The following is a 17,930-nucleotide window of genomic DNA, read 5'->3' on the forward strand; positions in this document are numbered from 1 at the left end:
TGCTCAAACAGGCGTTGAATTTCGGGCAAGGTGGTGCGCGCCACCGAAAGCGGCGGAATTTCATCCTCACCAAAAAAGGCTGCGCCGCCGGTTTCAATGCTCTCGGCCGGCTGCCCGCCGGTCAGTTCGCAGATGAAGAAGAGTTTATACAGGTGAAAGATGTAAGGCGGATGACCGTTCTTGGGGGCGTTGCGGTCCACCAGCATGGCCAGCTTGACGGCATGGCAGCGGTAACCCGATTCTTCAAACACTTCGCGCTCTACCGCGCTGCGCGGCGATTCGCCTACATCCACCCAGCCGCCGGGCAGCGTCCAGCCGCCGTCGGCTTTTTCCAGCACCATCAGCAGTTTGCCATCCTGAAACACGGCCCCGCGCGCATCCAGTTTGGGAGTGGCATAGCCCGCTTCAGCGGCAAATACGCGCTCCAGCGTTTCAAAATCGCTCTGCCCGTAGGCAGCCATGATTTGAGCGGCCAGATTCCGCAGCGCACGAAAGCGCTCAATGTCGAACGGATTGGTCGAGTACGCCAGCCCATCCTGTGCCAGAGCCTGAATCTGCTGTAACCAGCCCAGCCAGCGAGGTTCGGTCATCGAAAACCCTTTTCCGAGTGGATTGGGGGTAATTGTAACATGCCTGCTGGCTAAAATAGCGGCGTAAACTTCTAAGAAAGCCAGCTTTTGGCATCAAAAATGAGGGTTTCTCATCTCCGCCGGATGAGGTTATTTTGAAAGCGGCTGGGGATGATCCTCGAACACCGCCCTGTACACATCCTCGCCAAAACTGGTTTGCAGCGGCTGACCTTCAAACAATTTATAGGTGCGTCCTCCGCCGCTCTTGCGCTCGGCGCGCAGGAAGAGGGCATTTTCCAGCCCTTTCTGGTAAAAGCCGTCCGCAAAGGTAAATTGATGGGTCACAAAGAAGACCTTGATTTGACGATCCAGCAAGGCCTGCGTGATCTGGCGGGCAATTTCCGAGCCTTCCCGCTCGTTGGTCGCCGCAAACGACTCGTTGAAGAGCATCAAACCCTGCGGGCGGATATGATCGGCAATCGCGCTCATCCGGCCGAGTTCTTCATCCAGCTTGCCGCTCTTCATGCTGCTATCTTCTTGGCGTTTGTAGTGGGTAAAAATGCCCGAGCAGAGATTGGCAGCAAAGTGATCGGCCGCTACAAACATGCCGCACTGCATCATGATTTGCGCCTGCCCAATGCTGCGTAAAAAGGTGGATTTTCCGCCCTGATTGGCACCCGTGATGATGACCAGGTCTTTTCCATCCCCGTTTACATCATTGCCAACCACCTTTTTCTTCATCGTCAGCGCCAGGGAAATATCGTACAAACCCCGAACGGTATGGCGGCGCTCACCCAGCGGATACGGCTCAGGGAAAGTCAGCGGGTGGCCCAGTTCGCGCACCTGCTCAAAAAGGTTCAAACATCCGATGTAAAACGCCAGCTCGCCGCGCAACATGGCCAGGTAGTGATCAATGTGTTCGGCGGACTGCGCCACCGCGTTGGCAACCTGATTGATGGCGCGGTCTTTGATTTCTCCCAGCGCGCGTGCGCCCTGCTCATCGCGCGGATGCAGGCTAAAGGAATACTCCGGCGGACGGGCGCGGAAAATCTCTTCCAGCCAGCTGCCGTTGCGCGGATTGGGTTTGCGCAAAGTGTAATGAATGCCTTCATTGCCGCGCCCCAGCTCGGCACTGATCAGCACACCCTCGCGAAAACGCAATGCCTTGATGTGGTCTTCCACCACCCCAAAAAATTCATCGTTAAGTTCGCGCTGAATGATGGCAAAGAAATTACGAAAACCCGGCGAGGTGAAGCGGCTGCTGTGTTCATCGGCCATGCGGCGCAGTCTAAGCAGCAGTTCCACGAACATCGCCATCATCTCCAGCCCGCTGGACAGTACACCGGCCGGATAATGCGTGAAGATTCCCAGCCAGCGTTTGCGTTTGTTTTCGATGGCTTGCAACGGAATTTGATACAACTCACGGATGATTTCGGGGTTGTTGAGGCAGTCCTGCAGGACTTGCTGACGGTAGCGAATGATCTCCAGGTCGGTTTCGCTGGTCAAAATCACCCGCCGGGCAACATCGAACAAAAATTTATCGCCCTGAGCCATGCTGTTGAAGAGCACATTCAATTCAAGGTCTTGAATCAAATCGCTTTCGTTCCACGGCAGCGGCTGCTGCGGGTCAAAATCACGGTCGGGGTAAAGCAAATTAACCTTCATGCCTGAATACGCTCCTTCAATTTCTCATAGGTCAGGCGGTGTTTTTCAGCAATGGTGATGGCATACGCCAGTCCATCAGCCGGCCTGCGAATGATGCGAAAAGTTCGCCGGGCAACATCTTCCGCGTCCACCGTGCTGATCATGCTGACCGTCTTTTCAGCCGCGGATGCCAGCTCAGTCAGGAATGTTACCCATACACACAGGCTGTCCAGTTCCAGAATACGCTGCATGATCTTGCGGCTGAGGAACAAAGCATCTTTGAGGGTGGTCGAGTTGAACGGCTCGTTGAGGATGATCAGGCTGTTGGTGGTGGCCTGCTCAAAGATCTGGCGCATGCGCGCCAGCTCTTCGTTCAGTTTGCCGCGCAGATTGCGGATATCTTCCTCCCGTTCAAAATGGGTGAAGATGTCGTCAAAACAAAACAGGCGTGCTTCTCTGCCGGGGACGGGCAGACCAAGACAGGCAAGGTGATGCAGCTGCCCGAACATGCGCGCAAAGGTGGTTTTACCGCCCTGATTCGGCCCGGAAACGATGATGACCCGTTCCTTGTCCATTAGTTGAAAATCGTTGGGGACAATCCGGGCAGTATCCTCCCGTAGTTGAATTGCCAGCGCCAGATCGAAAGCATCCACCGCATTCACCGCTTTGTTCTTACGGCTGACCACCGGCAGACAGAATTTCAGCCCGCTTTTCATCAACGGCAAAATGGTTTCCAGATAGGCCAGGTAAAACTGTATCTCACGGTCAAAGGCGAGGATGAAATCGGCCGCAAACTGGGCGTGATCGGCGTAAAAACGGTGCAGACGGTCGAACAATTCGGGGTTCAGGCGCGCCACCAGATCCAGAATCTGCGCCTCGACATGGTTCATGCTGGAAACGATGTTCAGTTTGATCAGATAATCCTTGACCGCTCCCTGCTTGAACTTTTCGAAGGTTTTTTCGACTTCGATGCTGTAGTCGGCCTCACCCTCATAGGGGCGTACTTTGACGGTGGTATCTTTGATCAGGATGCAGTAACGCACCGCCGAAAGGTCTTGTTTCAACTGCTCGGCCTCATCCACCAGACGCTGAAATTCGCTTGAGCGGGCATAAGCATCCAACGCCTGCCGGAAAGCCATCAAACCTCGCGAGCGCAATTCGGCGTTGTTCAAATCCTGTGCCAGTTGAATCACCGCCCGCACATAGACCAGCACTGCTTCGAGAAACCAGCCCTCGCGATGATTCTGGTGAACCAGCTCGCCGATTAATTTGCGGTAGCGGCGCAGGATGACCATTTGTGCGGCAAAGGTCTGCAGTCTGGTCAGCGTGGTTTCCTCCAGCAAGTCGCGGACAATTTCCTGTCGGAACTGGATGGTTTCTTCATCTTGAACGGCGGTGTAGTAGTAGGCTTTGAGGTTGTACTCCTGCTTGCTGGCGGTAAGCCAATCCACTACCTGATTCAGATTCAGGTCGTCAAAGTAAGCCGGCGGCTGCGCGTTTTCGGCAACCGCGTGGTCGGCAGAAGGAAATAACATACTGATCGGGTTCATAAGCGGACTTTCACATCTTTCGGTACATCGCCAAAAAAAGCCTCTACTGAGTGGACGGATTCAGTAGAGGCTATCAGTCTTACGACAGTTAAAAGCGAGCCTCATCGCTTTTGTGAATGTATTATAACGTCAGTTCGGGATAAATCCTTTTTGCATCCGATTTCAGAATTTTGCCCCCTCCTGCGCCTCCCCCAATATCGCGGAAGCGATATTGGGGAGGAGGGAGGGGGTGCATTTTGCTGCTCACCGCGGTTTGTGCTCATCCCGAACCCATATTATTTTATCACAAACCCGGCTGGCATGATAAAATCTTGTTCAATAGGGCTATGGCGTTCACACCCACCCACACCGACCGGCTGATTAATGTTGTGCTTGCACTGGCACAGTACCCGATTCTGAGCGGGCGCATCCGCCAGCAAATGCGGCGCGAGTTGTTTTCGCGCGGCATCATCCAGCCGGCCGACTTTGAAAACGAAGTACGCCGGCTGGCCATTCTCTCTCAGGAACGCGAAGGCCTGCGTAACCCGGTCGGCGAAGAACCGGCCGAGGTGTGGGAAACGCGCATGAGCCGCATCCGCGATCACCTGACCGATTTGCGCTTCAGCCAGCATCTGACCCTGGAGGTGCTGGAAAACATCATCAGCGAGGTGTTGAGCGAGCGCGGCATTGACATGGTCGGGCTGATGCTCTCGCTCAACCCCGAAACCGCCCCGTTGGATCTGGTCTTCGAGCAGGCCATGACCATCGAACGCTTGCCGCCGGAAGAACGGCAGAAGTACGAAGCCCGTCTGCAGGAAACCAAAGTGGTGCTGATTCGTAGCCTGATCAGTGATCAACTGCGCTATATCAACATTGCCAAACGCTGGTTCACCATTGACGATTTGCAGCAAATCCGCCGCCACAAAATTGGGCCAGGGCGCATCGGCGGCAAAGCCGCCGGCATGCTGCTGGCACACCGCATCCTGCGTCAGGCCAGCGCGCTCTCTCAGGACACCTGCCTGATCACCCCCGATTCTTACTACGTCGGCGCGGATGTATTCTACTCCTTCATGTCCATTAACAACCTGTTCCACTGGAACGACCAGAAGTACAAGACCGAAGCCGAAATGCGCGCCGATTATCCCCACATTCTCCGGGATTTTATGGAAGGGGATTTCCGCCCGGATATTGCCCAGCGGCTGGAAGCCCTGCTGGGCAGCGTTGGCAAACAACCCCTGATTGTGCGCTCCTCCAGCCTGCTGGAAGATAACTTTGGCACCGCCTTTGCCGGAAAATACGAGAGTGTTTTCCTGCCAAATCAGGGCAGGCCGTCCGAAAACCTGCGCGCCCTGACGCGCGCCATCGCGCGGGTGTACGCCTCCACCCTCAACCCGAATGCCCTGCTCTACCGCCGGGCGCGCGGGTTGCAGGATTACGATGAACGCATGGCCGTGCTGATTCAGGTGGTGCAGGGCGAGCGTTACGGGCGTTATTACCTGCCGCAGGGCGCCGGGGTGGCTTTCAGCCGCAACCTGTACCGCTGGGCACCCCAAATCCGCCGCGAGGAAGGCTTTGTGCGGCTGGTGTGGGGGCTGGGCACCCGCGCTGTGGACCGGGTGGGCAATGATTTTCCGCGCCTGATCGCGCTCAGCCACCCGCTGCTGCGGCCCTCCACCGACCCCAAAGCCATCCGGCGCTACTCCCAGCAATATGTGGACGTGATTGACCTGGAAGATAACGCCTTCAAAAGCCTGCCGGTGCAGGAAGTGTTGAAAGGAGATTACCCGGCTTTGCGTTATGTGGCTCAGATCGAGGAGGACGGGTATTTTGCATCGCTGCGCTCCCGCTACATGGGCGATGACAAACGCCTGGTGCTGACCTTTGAGGAACTGCTGCGCCGCACCCCCTTTGCCGAGCGCATGCGCGAGCTGCTGCACACCCTCGAACACCACTACGAAGCACCGGTGGACGTGGAATTTACCCTGTCGGTCGAGGAGAAACAGGATAAACCGGAATTGTGCATTACCATCCTGCAATGCCGCCCGCAAAGCCAGTTACAGGTTACTGCAGCCGCAGCGCTGCCCGCCGATTTAGACCCGCAGGATGTGATCTTCAAGACCCACTTTGTGGTGCCGGAAGGCACACTGGAACGGATTGACTATGTGGTATTTGTGCCGCCCGAAGGTTATTTTGCGCTGGAAAGCCTGAATCAGCGCAATGAACTGGCGCGTGCCATTGGGCGATTGAACAGCGCGCTGGAAAACGAGCGGTTCATCTGCGTTGGACCGGGACGCTGGGGCAGCAGCAATTCGGATTTGGGCGTGCCGATTGATTACGGCGACATTTACCATGCCCGCGCGCTGGTTGAACTGGCCGGGCAGGGCTACGGACTGCCGCCGGAACCTTCGCTGGGGACGCACTTTTTTCAAGATCTGCTGGAATCGCAGATTTACCCGCTGGCCATTTACCTGGACCAGCCTGGCAGCATCTTTCGGCGCGACTTTTTCTACGAAACGCCCGACCGTTTACGCGAATGGATGGACCTGCCGGCCGAACTGTCCAGCAGCCTGCGCTTGATTCGGGTGGCGGATTACCGCCCCAACCACCATCTGGAAATTGTGATGAGCGATGAAAAAGGCGTGGCAGTGGCCTTCCTGCGTCCGGATGCCGAGAACAACCTCACGAAATTTTGAAGCTTTCCAGGCCTTCCAATTCGTTCATCTCGGCGGTGATCAATTCGTACAAATCGGTCTTGCGCGAGCGGAAGGATACTTCCACTTCCAGCCGTTTATTCTTGATGTTTTTGCGGATAGAAACAATTTTGGCATTGAGCTGATGTCTCTTCCAGATTTTATTCAGGTCTTTAAGCGCGCCCGGGCGATCCTGTAAGTGCAGCTCGACGGTCACCGCTAAATCCGGCCCAAACAGTCTTTTCTCGGCCAGATCGAGCAATTCCAGTACCACCAGCAGTAAACCGGTGGCTGCAGCAGCCGGCAGGTAATAACCGGCGCCGACTGCCAACCCGACAATCGCCATCGTCCACAGAGAAGCGGCCGTAGTCAACCCTTTGACGTTGGGACCGTAACGCAAAATGGCCCCGGCGCCCAGAAAACCGATTCCGGAAATCACCTGTGCCGCCAGACGGGCCGGGTCGCCGTTTGGCGCAAATTGGTGGAACTGCATGGCGAGGTTAATTGAAAGAGTCATGGCCAAAGTAGCGCCGACCACCAGAACGATATGCGTCCGCCAGCCGGCCGGCTGGTTTTGGCGTTCGCGCTCAAAGCCGATTACTGCCCCGAGGGCAGTGGCAATTAAGATGCGCAGGAGAATATCCGTTTCACTGATCATGGGATGCTCCCGGATGGAAGGATAGAACATATTTTCTATATTTACAACTTGCACTTATTCCATCCACTTTGAGTATAGCATAATGCGTAGGTCAGATGAAAGGCGTGGTGAATTTGCGCCTTTGCGTTGAAAAGTAATGAATCGGCAAGCGGCTAAAGCGAAAATGATAGCCTGTCCTTTTGAGCAGGCGCGGCAATCTTATGTGTGACCCCCACCCACCTCCCCCAATATCGCGAAAGCAATATTGGGGGAGGCAGGGAGGGGGTGATTCCCCCCAGCACGGGTGAGTGTCACTGCGTTCGGAGTGACATCACTGGTTTAACGTCCTTTTGAGCGAGCGCAGCGAGCGCGGCAATCTCCCGTTTGGCAGAGGCGACAGTAAAGCAGGAGACTTCTCCTGGAAGCATAGAGGACTCGAAATACAATTACAATCTGTGGGTAAGGTTTCACATGAAACCATTAAACCCGTTGGTGCGTTTCACGTGAAACAAAACAGGGCGGGCAAACACCCGCCCCATCGCTTCAACCAAGTAATTTTAGAGTTCCTGACGGCGAAAAACCAGCCAGGCCGCCAGCAGCGCCAGAATCATCATTCCCGCGCTGACCGCCAGACTGCCCCAGTAAGCGGTTTGCGGCTGAATGAACAACATGGCGCTCCAGTTGATCAACTGCGCCGGCAGGTAAACCGCCACCGTGCGGCTGATGCCAACCACGCCCAACCCCAGCAGTACCGCAAAGGAAAGCCCGGCCGCCACAGCCTGACTGCGGCTGAGGGTGCTGAACAACAGGGTCAGGGCAACATACACCATCGCATACAGCCACAGCAAGCCGTTCATCGCCAGCCAGCGGTCAAAAGGCAGAGCCTCAAACAGCAGCCCGGTATAGTAGTAACCCGCCAGACCAGCGATCAGCAGGCTGAGCGCAAATACCAGCCCATAAGCAGCCGCTTTGGCCATCAAAAATGCACCGCGCGGCAGCGGTTTGCTGAGCACCAGCGCCGCCGTTCCACGCTCTTTTTCGCCCGATACACTGCCCATCGGCAGTAAAATAGCAAACAGTATGGCAAACTGGCTCAGGTTTTTGATGTATTGACCAATCGCGTCCAGCACCGTCGGCGGAGGAATGACCTCACTCAGCCCTTCCACACCGGGAATGGATTGCAAAATCTGGGGGGTGAAGTACGCCAGCAAGGGGGAAAGCAGCCCAAACAGGCTCAACACGATCAGCGTGACCAAAAAGCGAGAAGTGCGCCACTGTTCGCGCAGTTCTTTGGATAAGACCGCCCAAAAGAGTTTCATTGACGCACCTCCTCATTGACCAGATTCAGAAAAACTTCCTCCAAAGAGGGCTTGACCGCCTCAAACCGTTCCACGGCCAGCCCGCTTTCGGCAAGCGCGTGCAGCAGCCAGCCGCGCGCGTTCTCCACATCCCGCACACGGATGCGGACAGCGTTCCCGTCCACCTGCACCTGTTCCACCATCTCCTCCCGGCCGATTTTTTCAGCCCAGGCTGCCAGCGGCTGATTGCCGTTGCCGGCCACATCCACCCGGAAGACCGGCAGCGCGTAGGCGGCGGTCAGTTCCTCCTGGCGCGCCACCCGCAGCATGCGCCCTTTGTGAATGATGCCCACCGTATCGCACACCCGCTCCACATCTGCCAAAATGTGGGTGGACATGAACACGGTGCACTGCCCGCGCAGACCGGCGATCAGTTCCAGCACATCCCGCCGCCCGGCCGGGTCAAGCGCCGAGGCCGGTTCATCCAGAAACAACACCTCCGGCTGGTTGACCAGCGCCTGGGCAATGCCCAGCCGCTGGCGCATCCCGCGCGAGAAACCGCGAATGCGCCGTTTGCGCACCTCCCCCAAACCGACTTTTTCCAGCAGTTCCCCGGCGCGATTGCGGCGGGCTGCTGCGCTCAGACCGAATAACTGGCCCATGTATTCCAGAAATTCCTGCGCCGTCATCCACCCGTAAAACGCCGGTTCTTCCGGCAGGTAGCCGATTCGGCGCGCCAGTGCGCCGTTGTGGCCGATTTCCACCCCGGCAACACTGGCATGACCACCGCTGGGGTGGGCCAGCCCGGTCAGAATGCGGATGGTGGTGGTTTTACCCGCCCCATTCGGCCCCAGAAAACCGAAAATACTGCCCTGTTCCACCTCCAGCGAAAGGCCATCCAGCGCGCGTACTGCGCCGTAGGTTTTGACCAGATTCTCAATGCGAATGGCACTCATTCTTCCTCTCTTCCAAAAAGTAGATAAATGATCGGGCCGAGCAGGTTGACGGCTATAATCACCACCAGCCAGACGATTTTCGGCCCGCGGGTGCGCTCGCGGCGCACCAGATCCAGCAGCGCCACCACCAGCAGCACCAGCTGCAGAATAATCACCGGAATTAAATAGGGTATGAAGCGGGAAAATGTCTCGAAATTCATGATTTTTGCTCTGTCTGTTGTTGAGCCAGACTGACCACGCCGCTCAGCCCGCCCAGATTCATGGTATCCACCGCGCTGGAAGGCACGATCACCAGCGCGCCCTTTTCTTTCAGCCCTTCAAAGAGCATGTTCATGGCGCGCAGGTGCAGCGCGGTCGGGTTGTTGATGTAGGCCTGCGAGGCCTGGGCAAAGCTGTCGGCAATTTGCTTTTCGGATTCGCCGAGAATCACCCGCGCCTGACGTTCGCGCTCGGCCTGCGCCTGACGGCTCATGGCGTCTTCCAGCTCCTGCGGGATGACAATATCGCGTATCTCCACGCTCTGCACGGTGATGCCCCACGGGGTGGTGCGCTCGTCAATGATCTGCTGCAACTCGGCGTCCATCTTGGCGCGCCCGACCAGAATATCGGAGAGCGGTTTCTGGCCGATCACCTCGCGCAGCGCGGTTTGGGCTGCCCAGGCAATGGCGGTCTTGTAATTTTCCACTTCCAGGGCGGCTTTTTCGGCGTCCCATACCACCCAGAACAGCACCGCATCCACATCCACCGGTACAGTATCGCGGGTGAGCGTCTTTTCAGCGTTGAAGGGGGTCACCATCACGCGGTGGTCAATCCAGGTCGAAACCTGATCCACCAGCGGGAGGATGAAGAACAACCCCGGCCCGCGTAAGCCGATGAAGCGCCCAAAACGCAGCACGACCGCCTTTTCCCACTGACGGGCAACCTGAATGGCATACAGGAAGAACAACCCAATCAGGAGAAACAGCAGGAAGAAGGCGGCTGCCCAGCCTTCGGAAACGCGATTATCCAGGTAAATGGCGCCCAGAATGCCGATCAACCAGAAAAACACCCCCACAGCCACGCCAATCCCGCTGACGCGAAACGGCAGTTCGCGGTTCAGGCGCATTTCCAGCTTTTCTTTACGAGATTCTTTCTTTTCCATAGCACACTCCTTGAAAAGTAATCTTCAAAAACGGCTTACGGGTTATCCGAATGCAACTTGTTCAATTGCTCGATTTCTTCTTCCAGCACGGCGCGGATTTGATCCGCGCTGAAGCCCAGCGCCAGCGCATCGCGCAGGTAATGGCGGGTGAGAAGTTCCAGCGCCTGCCGCCGCTCGCGTTCGCGGTTTTCTGCCTGCCCGGCCGACCAGATGTAGGTGCCGCGTCCCTGCTGGGTGGAAATCAATCCCATGCTGTCCAGAATGCGGTAGGCGCGCGCCACGGTGTTGAAATTGACGCGCAGTTCGGTTGCCAGCTGGCGCACGGTGGGCAGTTGATCGCCCGGTTTCAGTTCGCCGCTCAACACCCGATTTTGAATTTGTTCGACAATCTGGGTGGTGATGGGCGTTTCGGATCGAAAATCAATACGCAGGTTGAGGTTCGCCAAGCCGTTCTCCATACAAAGTGCAAAATTGTATTATTGTATCATTGAATAATTGTACAAAAGTATTTTCAAATCGTCAAGGGTTTTGGAGGTCGAGTTCAGGGCTTTCTCAAAGTCGAAAACGGTCAAACAGCAGCCGGCCGGCGCTGACCGATGTCTGTTCGGATTAATCCACTTTCGAGTCAAATCAAGAACTTTTGCCCCCTCCTGCGCCTCCCCCAATATCGCCAAAGCGATATTGGGGGAGGAGGGAGGGGGTTCATTTCACCACAAATGGAGTTTCATTACAGAGTTTGAGAATCCTCAAGGAACTTTGAGAAAACCCTAAGGTCGAGGTGGGGCGTGTTTCCAGCATCACCCAACCCAAAAAGTCGCCCCTGACGGGGCGGAGAATTGCACTTTCAAGGGGTTTTACAACCCGAATCCGGGGGGCTCAGCGCTGACGGAAGAGCAGCCGCAAACTGCCGGGGAAGGCGGCGTTTCCCTCACCGCAGGTTGGGGCTTGCAGCCCGTTGATGGTTTCGCTCAACTCCCCCACCCGCAGGCTGTAGACCACACCGGCTTGCATGTCAAAATCGGCGTACCCCAAACTGATCGAAGGCATCAGTCCGGTGAAAAAGGTTTCAATGCCGCCATCCCACGCGACGGTAATGGCAATGCCGGGGACGGGTTTGCCGCTGCTGTCCTGCACCTCAATCAGCAGGCGCGGCTGAGGTTGATTCGCCTCACACAGCGGGCTTTGTTCGGCCAGCTCGAACGGCGCCCCAAGGGTTGGCAACGGGCTTGGCTGAACGCGGGGGGTGAAGGTCGGCCGCGGCGTTGGCGGCGGGCTGGTTGGGGTTGGCAGCGGCGTAGCCGTCCAGACGGCCTGATTCAGGTCGAGGGTTGGAAAGGTTTGCGGCGTTCCCGGCAAATCTCCACTGCCGGCTGGCGGGGAGGTGGGCAGGCCGGGCGGTTGGGTGAGAACGGCACTCTGCGGCGCGCTCAGCGCGGCGGCCAGTTCCGCCAAAGCGCGGATGTCCGTTTCGCTGCCGCCGGCCGACTGCAAACGTAAGGCCTGATCGGCCAGGGTTTGGGGCATGGCGCTATCCCGCAACAGTCCCAATCGGGCGCGGGCGCGTTCCAGATTGCCGCCCGCCTGATAGGCGCGTGCAATCAGCAGGCGGTAGGTATCCTGATCGGCAGCCTTCAGCAAAAAGGGCGAGGTATCCACCACCTGCACCGGCGCAATCACCAGCGAAATGAGCAGCCCCAGCAATAAACCAATCACCAGACCGGTCAACAGGTAGAGCGGCGGCTGGCGGGGAGCTTCTTCTTCTTCGTAATACTCTTCGTCAATCATGGCGGCGGGGTGGTGGTCAGGGACGGCAATGCCTTTTGAAGGGCTTGAAAGAAAAATGCCAGCGTTTCGATATCGCTGCGGGCATAACCCAGCTGCTGGCCGGTCAGAATGGCCTGCTGAACCTGACGCAGCGGCGGGGTATCTTCGAGGGCTGCCAGTCGGCTTATCGCAGCCGTCAGGTCGCCGTCTTTCTGGTAGATTTCAGCCGTCATCAGCACAAAATCGGCTTTGTAGTCTGAGCGCAGGGTATGCAGGGCAAAATCGCTGGTTTGAGTGGGGCGCAGCACCCAGCCGTAAAAGATACCGGCAGCCGCTCCGATGCCAATCATCACCACAAACCAGATCAAACGGCGTAAGCGCAACGAATCACCCCTTCGACATCGGTATGCGAATGCCGCGCTGGCGGGCGGTTTGAATGGCAAGCGGATAACCGGCATCGGCATGGCGCACCACCCCCATACCCGGGTCGGTGGTCAGCACCCGTTCCAGCCGGCGGGCGGCGGCCTGGCTGCCATCTGCCACAATCACCATGCCGGCGTGCTGGCTGAAACCGATACCCACCCCTCCACCGTGGTGGAAGGAAACCCAGGTTGCCCCGCCGGCGGTGTTGATCAATGCGTTGAGAATTGGCCAGTCGGAGATGGCATCGCTGCCGTCCAGCATGGCTTCGGTTTCGCGGTTGGGAGAGGCCACCGAACCGGCATCCAGATGGTCGCGTCCGATGACGATGGGCGCTTTGAGGATGCCCTGCGCCACCATCTCGTTGAATTTGAGGCCGGCGCGGGCGCGTTCGCCGTAACCCAGCCAGCAGATGCGCGCCGGCAGACCCTGGAAGGGCACTTTTTCGCGCGCCATCTTCAGCCAGCGGTGCAAATGCTCATCTTCGGGGAAGAGTTCCATCACCGCCTCATCGGTGCGGTAGATATCCTCCGGGTCACCGGAGAGCGCCACCCAGCGGAAAGGCCCTTTGCCTTCACAGAACAGCGGGCGGATGTAGGCCGGCACAAAGCCGGGGAAGTTGAAGGCATCTTTGACGCCATGGTCGTAAGCCCGCTGGCGCAGGTTGTTGCCGTAATCGAACACCTCAGCCCCGCGCCGTTGAAATTCGAGCATGGCCTGCACATGGCGTGCCATCGAATCGAGCGCGCGCCGGGCGTATTCCTGCGGGTCGCTGCGGCGCAGTTCCTCAGCCTGCTCCACGCTCAGCCCGCTGGGGACGTAACTGAGCACATCGTGCGCGGGGGTCTGGTCGGTTACCACATCCGGGGTGATGCCGCGGGCGGCCAGTTCGGGGTAAATATCGGCGGCGTTGGCAATCAAACCAATCGAACGCGGTTTGCCCTGCTGCTGGTACTCCTCCACCAGCGTCATGACTTCTTCCAGCGTATCCACCACCTCATCCACGTAACCGATCTCCTGCCGGCGGCGGGCGCGGGCCGGGTCAACCTCCACAATCAGTCCAACGCCTTCGTTCATGGTGATTGCCAGCGGCTGAGCGCCGCCCATTCCGCCCAGCCCGGCAGTCAGCACGAACCTGCCTTTGAGCGATGGCCAGCCCTTTTGGGCGGCCAGCGAGGCCAGCGTTTCGTAAGTGCCCTGTAAAATGCCCTGCGTGCCGATGTAAATCCACGAACCGGCCGTCATCTGTCCGTACATGATCAGGCCTTTGGCGGCCAGCGCATCGAAGTGTTGCTGGGTTGCCCAGTGCGGGACGAGGTTGGAATTGGCAATCAACACGCGCGGAGCATCGGGGTGCGATTTGAAAACCGCCACGGGTTTGCCGGACTGCACCAGGAGGGTTTCGTCGTCTTCCAGCGTGCGCAGGGTTTCCAGAATGGCATCAAACGCCTCCCAGCTGCGGGCAGCCTGTCCGCGCCCGCCATAGACGACCAGATCCTGCGGGCGTTCGGCCACTTCGGGATCAAGGTTGTTTTGAATCATGCGGTAAGCAGCTTCCGTCAGCCAGGACTTGCAGGTCAACTGACTGCCGCGCGGGGCGCGCACCACACGAGCACCAGACATGAAGCACCTCCGGGGAAAAAGCAAAGGATTTGGGGACAAACTAATTTTAACGTCAATTCGGGATAAATCATTTTTACATCAACTTTCGAATTTTCATCCCCCTCCCGCCTCCCCCAAAATCGCCCCTGCGATTTTGGGGGAGGTGCAGGTGGGGGTCATTGGCATTGCTTGCCGGGTTTTGATCTTATCCCGAACTTACGTAATTTTACATCAGAATAAACCGCAAGGGGCAATCAGCCAGTCGGCTACCCAACCACAAATCTAAACATGACAAATTTCCTGCAAAAAGGTTACTTAATTAATTCAATTTGTTTCACAAAATTGATAAAAATCAAAGAACGATTCCAAAGGTTGATGTATGCTTGAACCGAAAATATGTCCATTCGTATGAGAGGAGTGTGAGTATGAGTGAGCTAATCAACAACCGCCAGCAGCGTATTGAAATCATGAAAGCCATGATCCGCCAGCTGCATCAGGGCGTTGCCGAAGAGAAGGTGCAAAAGCAATTGGAAACCCTGTTGGATGAAGCCGATTACAGCGATGTTTTTCTCATGGAAATGCAATTAATCCAGGAAGGCATACCTGCCGAGGCGATTCAGGAATTGTGCGATACCCATACCCGTGTGCTAAAAAAACACCTGGATTTGCAGGAAACCCCCGAGACCACGCCCGGTCACCCGGTACATACCTTTGTGCAGGAAAACCGTGAACTGACCCGCACCACCGCCCAAATCCGCCACTGGATGCGCAAGATTGAAGCATTACCCCCCATTGCCGATGCAACCCCGATGATGGAAAATATCCATCTGCTGCTGAATGCTTTGATGGATGTGGAAAAACACTACCGGCGCAAGGAAAACCTGCTTTTCCCGTACTTTGAGAAAAACAACCTGCACGGCCCGCCAACCGTGATGTGGGGCAAGCACGATGAAGCCCGCCAACTGCTGAAAGGGGCGCTGGAAGGGTTGCAAGAAGTCCACACATTCTCAGCGGAAGAACCCCGGGCTTACAACCTCTTTGCCGTTCTGCCGGCAATTGATGCAATTGACGAGATGGTTTACAAGGAAGAAAAAATCCTCCTTCCCACCGCGCTCAACTTGCTGACCGAACAAGATTGGTACGAAATCTATCTGCAAAGTGATGAGTACGGATACTGTTTATATGCTCCCCAATTCGAATGGATTCCCGAAGGCGGTTTTCACAAAGAAATCCGCAAACCACTGGCTCAGGATGGGCGTATTCAAATGCCAACCGGCAGCTTTCGGCTGGAGGAGTTAATTCAAATTTTCAAGGCCCTGCCATTCGATATCACCTTTGTGGATAAGGATGATACAGTGCGGTATTTTAGCCCCGGCAAAGAGCGCATTTTCTCCCGATCGCGGGCTATATTAGGCCGCAAAGTGCAGTACTGCCACCCGCCCAAAAGCGTTCACATCGTCAATCAGATTGTGCGAGACTTCAAGGAAGGCAAGCAAGACCGCGCCCGTTTCTGGATCAACCTGCACGGAAAGCTCGTCTACATTGTCTATTATGCCGTACGCAGTGATGAAGGCGAATATCTGGGTACGCTGGAAGTAACCCAAGACCTGACTGAAGTACGCGCGCTGGAAGGTGAACGGCGCTTGCTCGAATATGACAATGAAATTACCGTAACCCATTGAGCAAGAAAGGTACGCGATGATGGAAATCACACCGCGAAGTAAAATTGCAGATGTTTTGAACAACTTTCCCGAATTGGAAGAGGAAATCATCCGCGCTGCACCGCCCTTTGAAAATTTACGCAATCCGGTCCTGCGGCGGACAGTTGCCCGCCTGGCAACCCTGGAGCAGGCTGCCCGCATCGGCGGAATTAATGTACTGGAATTTGTCAATCGGTTGCGTCGGGAGGTTGGTCAGCCCGAATTGGCCGGCGGGGCAGCATCTGCTGTCCTCAACGAATTTCCGCAAGCCTCTAGCGATGATCCGCCCTGGGTTCAGGGGCAACCACAGGTTGTGGTGGATGGAAACGAATTGCTGATGCGCGGCGAGGTGCCACTCAACCGGGTGAACGAACTGCTGGACGGCCTTGCGCCGGGACAATTCATCCTGCTGATCACCAACTTCGAGCCGCAGCCGATGATAGAAGCCTTGAAAAAACAAAACCGCCGTCTTTATCATAAGGTGGATGGGCAAAATCCCGCCCGTCATCTCACCTACATCGGTTTGTAGAAGATTCTCATCCCTTTACAGCCTGGCGGGTTTATCCGGCATTACCGGTCTTAACGCAAAGACGCGGAGTTGCAGAGAGTGATCTTTCACTTCTCCGCGTCTTTGCGCTTTTTTTTTGTTGACCCCTCACCATCCATTCCGCCGTCGGGCTGGCTAATGAGAATCTGCTGGTTTTAACCCGAAAGACGGAATTCAAACCCCGCCAAAAGGGCTGTTTTAATTCATCCTGCCACAGATTGTCTAAAAATGTATGACAAATTACACTCAATAATAGGATAGTTGATACATTCCCTTTGAATTTGTTTTCAGCATACTTTCAATGGGCTATAATAAAAAAATCTTTGCACACCAAAGGCAGCCATGATTCCACACAGCCTCTTTTCGACCACCTTCCGTCTCGCTTCTCAGGTTTTGCTGAACCTCAAACCGGCGCACATCACCCGGCTGCCGCAACCACAACCGGGTAAGAGCTACATGCTCTATGCGCACGTACCTTTCTGCGAAATCCTGTGCCCGTACTGTTCTTTCAACCGTTTTCCATTCAACGAACGCAAAGCGCGTCAGTACTTCAGCGCGCTGCGCGAGGAACTGCGCCTGACCGCCAAACGCGGTTACACCTTTGATACGCTCTACATTGGCGGGGGAACACCCACCATCCTCATGGATGAGCTGGTGCAGATCATTGACATGGCGCGCGACCTGTTCGGCATTCGTGAGGTTTCCTGCGAAACGAACCCGAACGATCTGGATGACGAACTGGTGGAAGCCCTTGGCAGCCGCGTGCAGCGCCTTTCGGTGGGTGTGCAGTCCTTCGATGATGATTTGCTCCGGCGGGTGAATCGGCTGGAACGCTTCGGCAGCGGCGAGCAGATTCTGCGCCGCATTCAAAACATCGCCGGGGCGTTTGATTCGCTCAACATTGATCTGATCTTCAACTTTCCGGGACAGGACGAAGCCGTCATCCAGCGCGATGTTCAGATGGCGCTTGAATCGAACGCCAATCAGGTTACCTACTATCCGCTGATGACCTCCCCCTCCGTCCGCCAGCAATTGAAAAAGAGCATCGGCGATGTGACCTTCGACCGCGAAGCGGCCTTGTATGAACAGATTGTCCGTCTGCTCTCCCCGCACTTCGACCTTTCCACGGCATGGACTTTTTCACGCAAGGGGCGCAACCTGATTGACGAATACATTGTCAAAAGCGAAGAATATGTGGGGGTGGGTTCGGGTTCGTTCAGTTACCTGAACGGCTCGCTGTATGTGAATACCTTTTCGCTCAATTTTTACCAGCAATGGGTGTCCGGCGGCAGTGCGCCCATTGCCGGAAAACGCCGTTTCAGCCGGCTGGATCAGATGCGCTACCGCTTCATGATGGATTTGTTCGGTTTACAGCTGGACAAAAAACAATGGCAGACCGATTTTGGCGCGCCGGTGGAGCGCTGCCTGCCGAT

16 protein-coding genes and 1 riboswitch are annotated in these 17,930 nt (G+C 56.3%); of the genes, 4 read left to right on the plus strand and 12 right to left on the minus strand.

Translation table 11 applies throughout. From position 1 onward, the window contains the following. The 3 genes from VAE48_RS00020 to VAE48_RS00030 all read right to left on the minus strand — a co-directional run. The coding region (locus tag VAE48_RS00020) for an NUDIX hydrolase (RefSeq protein WP_322791256.1) at nucleotides 1–590 on the minus strand (590 nt) is incomplete at its 3' end. Nucleotides 591–719: 129 nt separating this feature from the next. Beyond that, nucleotides 720–2,234 (minus strand): MutS-related protein, encoded by a 1,515-nt coding sequence (locus VAE48_RS00025; RefSeq protein ID WP_322791257.1) that lies wholly within the window; start codon nucleotides 2,232–2,234, stop codon nucleotides 720–722. After that, on the minus strand, nucleotides 2,231–3,763 hold the full coding sequence (locus VAE48_RS00030) for a MutS-related protein (protein WP_322791258.1): 1,533 nt from the start codon (nucleotides 3,761–3,763) through the stop codon (nucleotides 2,231–2,233). The genes VAE48_RS00025 and VAE48_RS00030 overlap by 4 nt, the downstream gene beginning before the upstream one ends. Nucleotides 3,764–3,820: 57 nt before the next feature. Then, a riboswitch (Fluoride riboswitch) is annotated at nucleotides 3,821–3,881 on the minus strand. A 118-nt stretch (nucleotides 3,882–3,999) separates the two neighbouring features. Between VAE48_RS00030 and VAE48_RS00035 the strand changes: the two genes are divergently transcribed. Next, on the plus strand, nucleotides 4,000–6,435 hold the full coding sequence (locus VAE48_RS00035) for a PEP/pyruvate-binding domain-containing protein (protein ID WP_322791259.1): 2,436 nt from the start codon (nucleotides 4,000–4,002) through the stop codon (nucleotides 6,433–6,435). On the opposite strand, the gene VAE48_RS00040 is transcribed toward VAE48_RS00035, so the two are convergent. The 9 genes from VAE48_RS00040 to hutU form a co-directional block, all read right to left on the minus strand. After that, nucleotides 6,422–7,090 carry an MgtC/SapB family protein gene (locus tag VAE48_RS00040; RefSeq protein ID WP_322791260.1) on the minus strand — a complete coding sequence of 223 codons (669 nt, stop codon included), beginning with the start codon at nucleotides 7,088–7,090 and terminating at the stop codon, nucleotides 6,422–6,424. The two genes, VAE48_RS00035 and VAE48_RS00040, sit on opposite strands and share 14 nt — an antisense overlap. 536 nt (nucleotides 7,091–7,626) lie before the next feature. Next, complete coding sequence (locus VAE48_RS00045; protein WP_322791261.1) at nucleotides 7,627–8,388, minus strand: ABC transporter permease; 762 nt, start codon at nucleotides 8,386–8,388, stop codon at nucleotides 7,627–7,629. Then, nucleotides 8,385–9,323, minus strand: coding sequence for an ABC transporter ATP-binding protein (locus VAE48_RS00050; RefSeq protein ID WP_322791262.1), 939 nt, complete (start codon nucleotides 9,321–9,323; stop codon nucleotides 8,385–8,387). Before VAE48_RS00050 ends, VAE48_RS00045 begins: the two co-directional genes overlap by 4 nt. Then, nucleotides 9,320–9,523: a PLD nuclease N-terminal domain-containing protein gene (locus VAE48_RS00055; RefSeq protein ID WP_322791263.1), complete on the minus strand. Its 204-nt coding sequence runs from the start codon at nucleotides 9,521–9,523 to the stop codon at nucleotides 9,320–9,322. Before VAE48_RS00055 ends, VAE48_RS00050 begins: the two co-directional genes overlap by 4 nt. Then, on the minus strand, nucleotides 9,520–10,464 hold the full coding sequence (locus tag VAE48_RS00060; RefSeq protein ID WP_322791264.1) for a slipin family protein: 945 nt from the start codon (nucleotides 10,462–10,464) through the stop codon (nucleotides 9,520–9,522). Before VAE48_RS00060 ends, VAE48_RS00055 begins: the two co-directional genes overlap by 4 nt. Nucleotides 10,465–10,499: 35 nt before the next feature. Continuing rightward, a complete protein-coding gene (locus tag VAE48_RS00065) occupies nucleotides 10,500–10,910 on the minus strand; it encodes a GntR family transcriptional regulator (RefSeq protein ID WP_322791265.1) in 411 nt (136 codons plus the stop codon). A 430-nt stretch (nucleotides 10,911–11,340) separates the two neighbouring features. After that, a complete protein-coding gene (locus VAE48_RS00070) occupies nucleotides 11,341–12,249 on the minus strand; it encodes a hypothetical protein (RefSeq protein ID WP_322791266.1) in 909 nt (302 codons plus the stop codon). Then, nucleotides 12,246–12,692, minus strand: a complete 447-nt coding sequence (locus VAE48_RS00075; RefSeq protein ID WP_322791271.1) for a hypothetical protein — start codon at nucleotides 12,690–12,692, stop codon at nucleotides 12,246–12,248. Before VAE48_RS00075 ends, VAE48_RS00070 begins: the two co-directional genes overlap by 4 nt. Continuing rightward, complete coding sequence (gene hutU, locus VAE48_RS00080) at nucleotides 12,616–14,271, minus strand: urocanate hydratase (RefSeq protein WP_322791267.1); 1,656 nt, start codon at nucleotides 14,269–14,271, stop codon at nucleotides 12,616–12,618. Before hutU ends, VAE48_RS00075 begins: the two co-directional genes overlap by 77 nt. Nucleotides 14,272–14,675: 404 nt before the next feature. Between hutU and VAE48_RS00085 the strand changes: the two genes are divergently transcribed. From VAE48_RS00085 to VAE48_RS00095, 3 genes are all read left to right on the plus strand, one after another. Then, on the plus strand, nucleotides 14,676–15,932 hold the full coding sequence (locus VAE48_RS00085) for a DUF438 domain-containing protein (RefSeq protein WP_322791268.1): 1,257 nt from the start codon (nucleotides 14,676–14,678) through the stop codon (nucleotides 15,930–15,932). A 16-nt stretch (nucleotides 15,933–15,948) separates the two neighbouring features. Beyond that, nucleotides 15,949–16,479, plus strand: a complete 531-nt coding sequence (locus VAE48_RS00090) for a DUF1858 domain-containing protein (protein ID WP_322791269.1) — start codon at nucleotides 15,949–15,951, stop codon at nucleotides 16,477–16,479. Nucleotides 16,480–16,839: 360 nt separating this feature from the next. After that, the coding region (locus tag VAE48_RS00095) for a coproporphyrinogen III oxidase family protein (protein ID WP_322791270.1) at nucleotides 16,840–17,930 on the plus strand (1,091 nt) is incomplete at its 3' end.

The sequence above is a fragment of the Bellilinea sp. genome, assembly GCF_034432615.1.
Classification (GTDB): Bacteria; Chloroflexota; Anaerolineae; order Anaerolineales; family Anaerolineaceae; genus Bellilinea.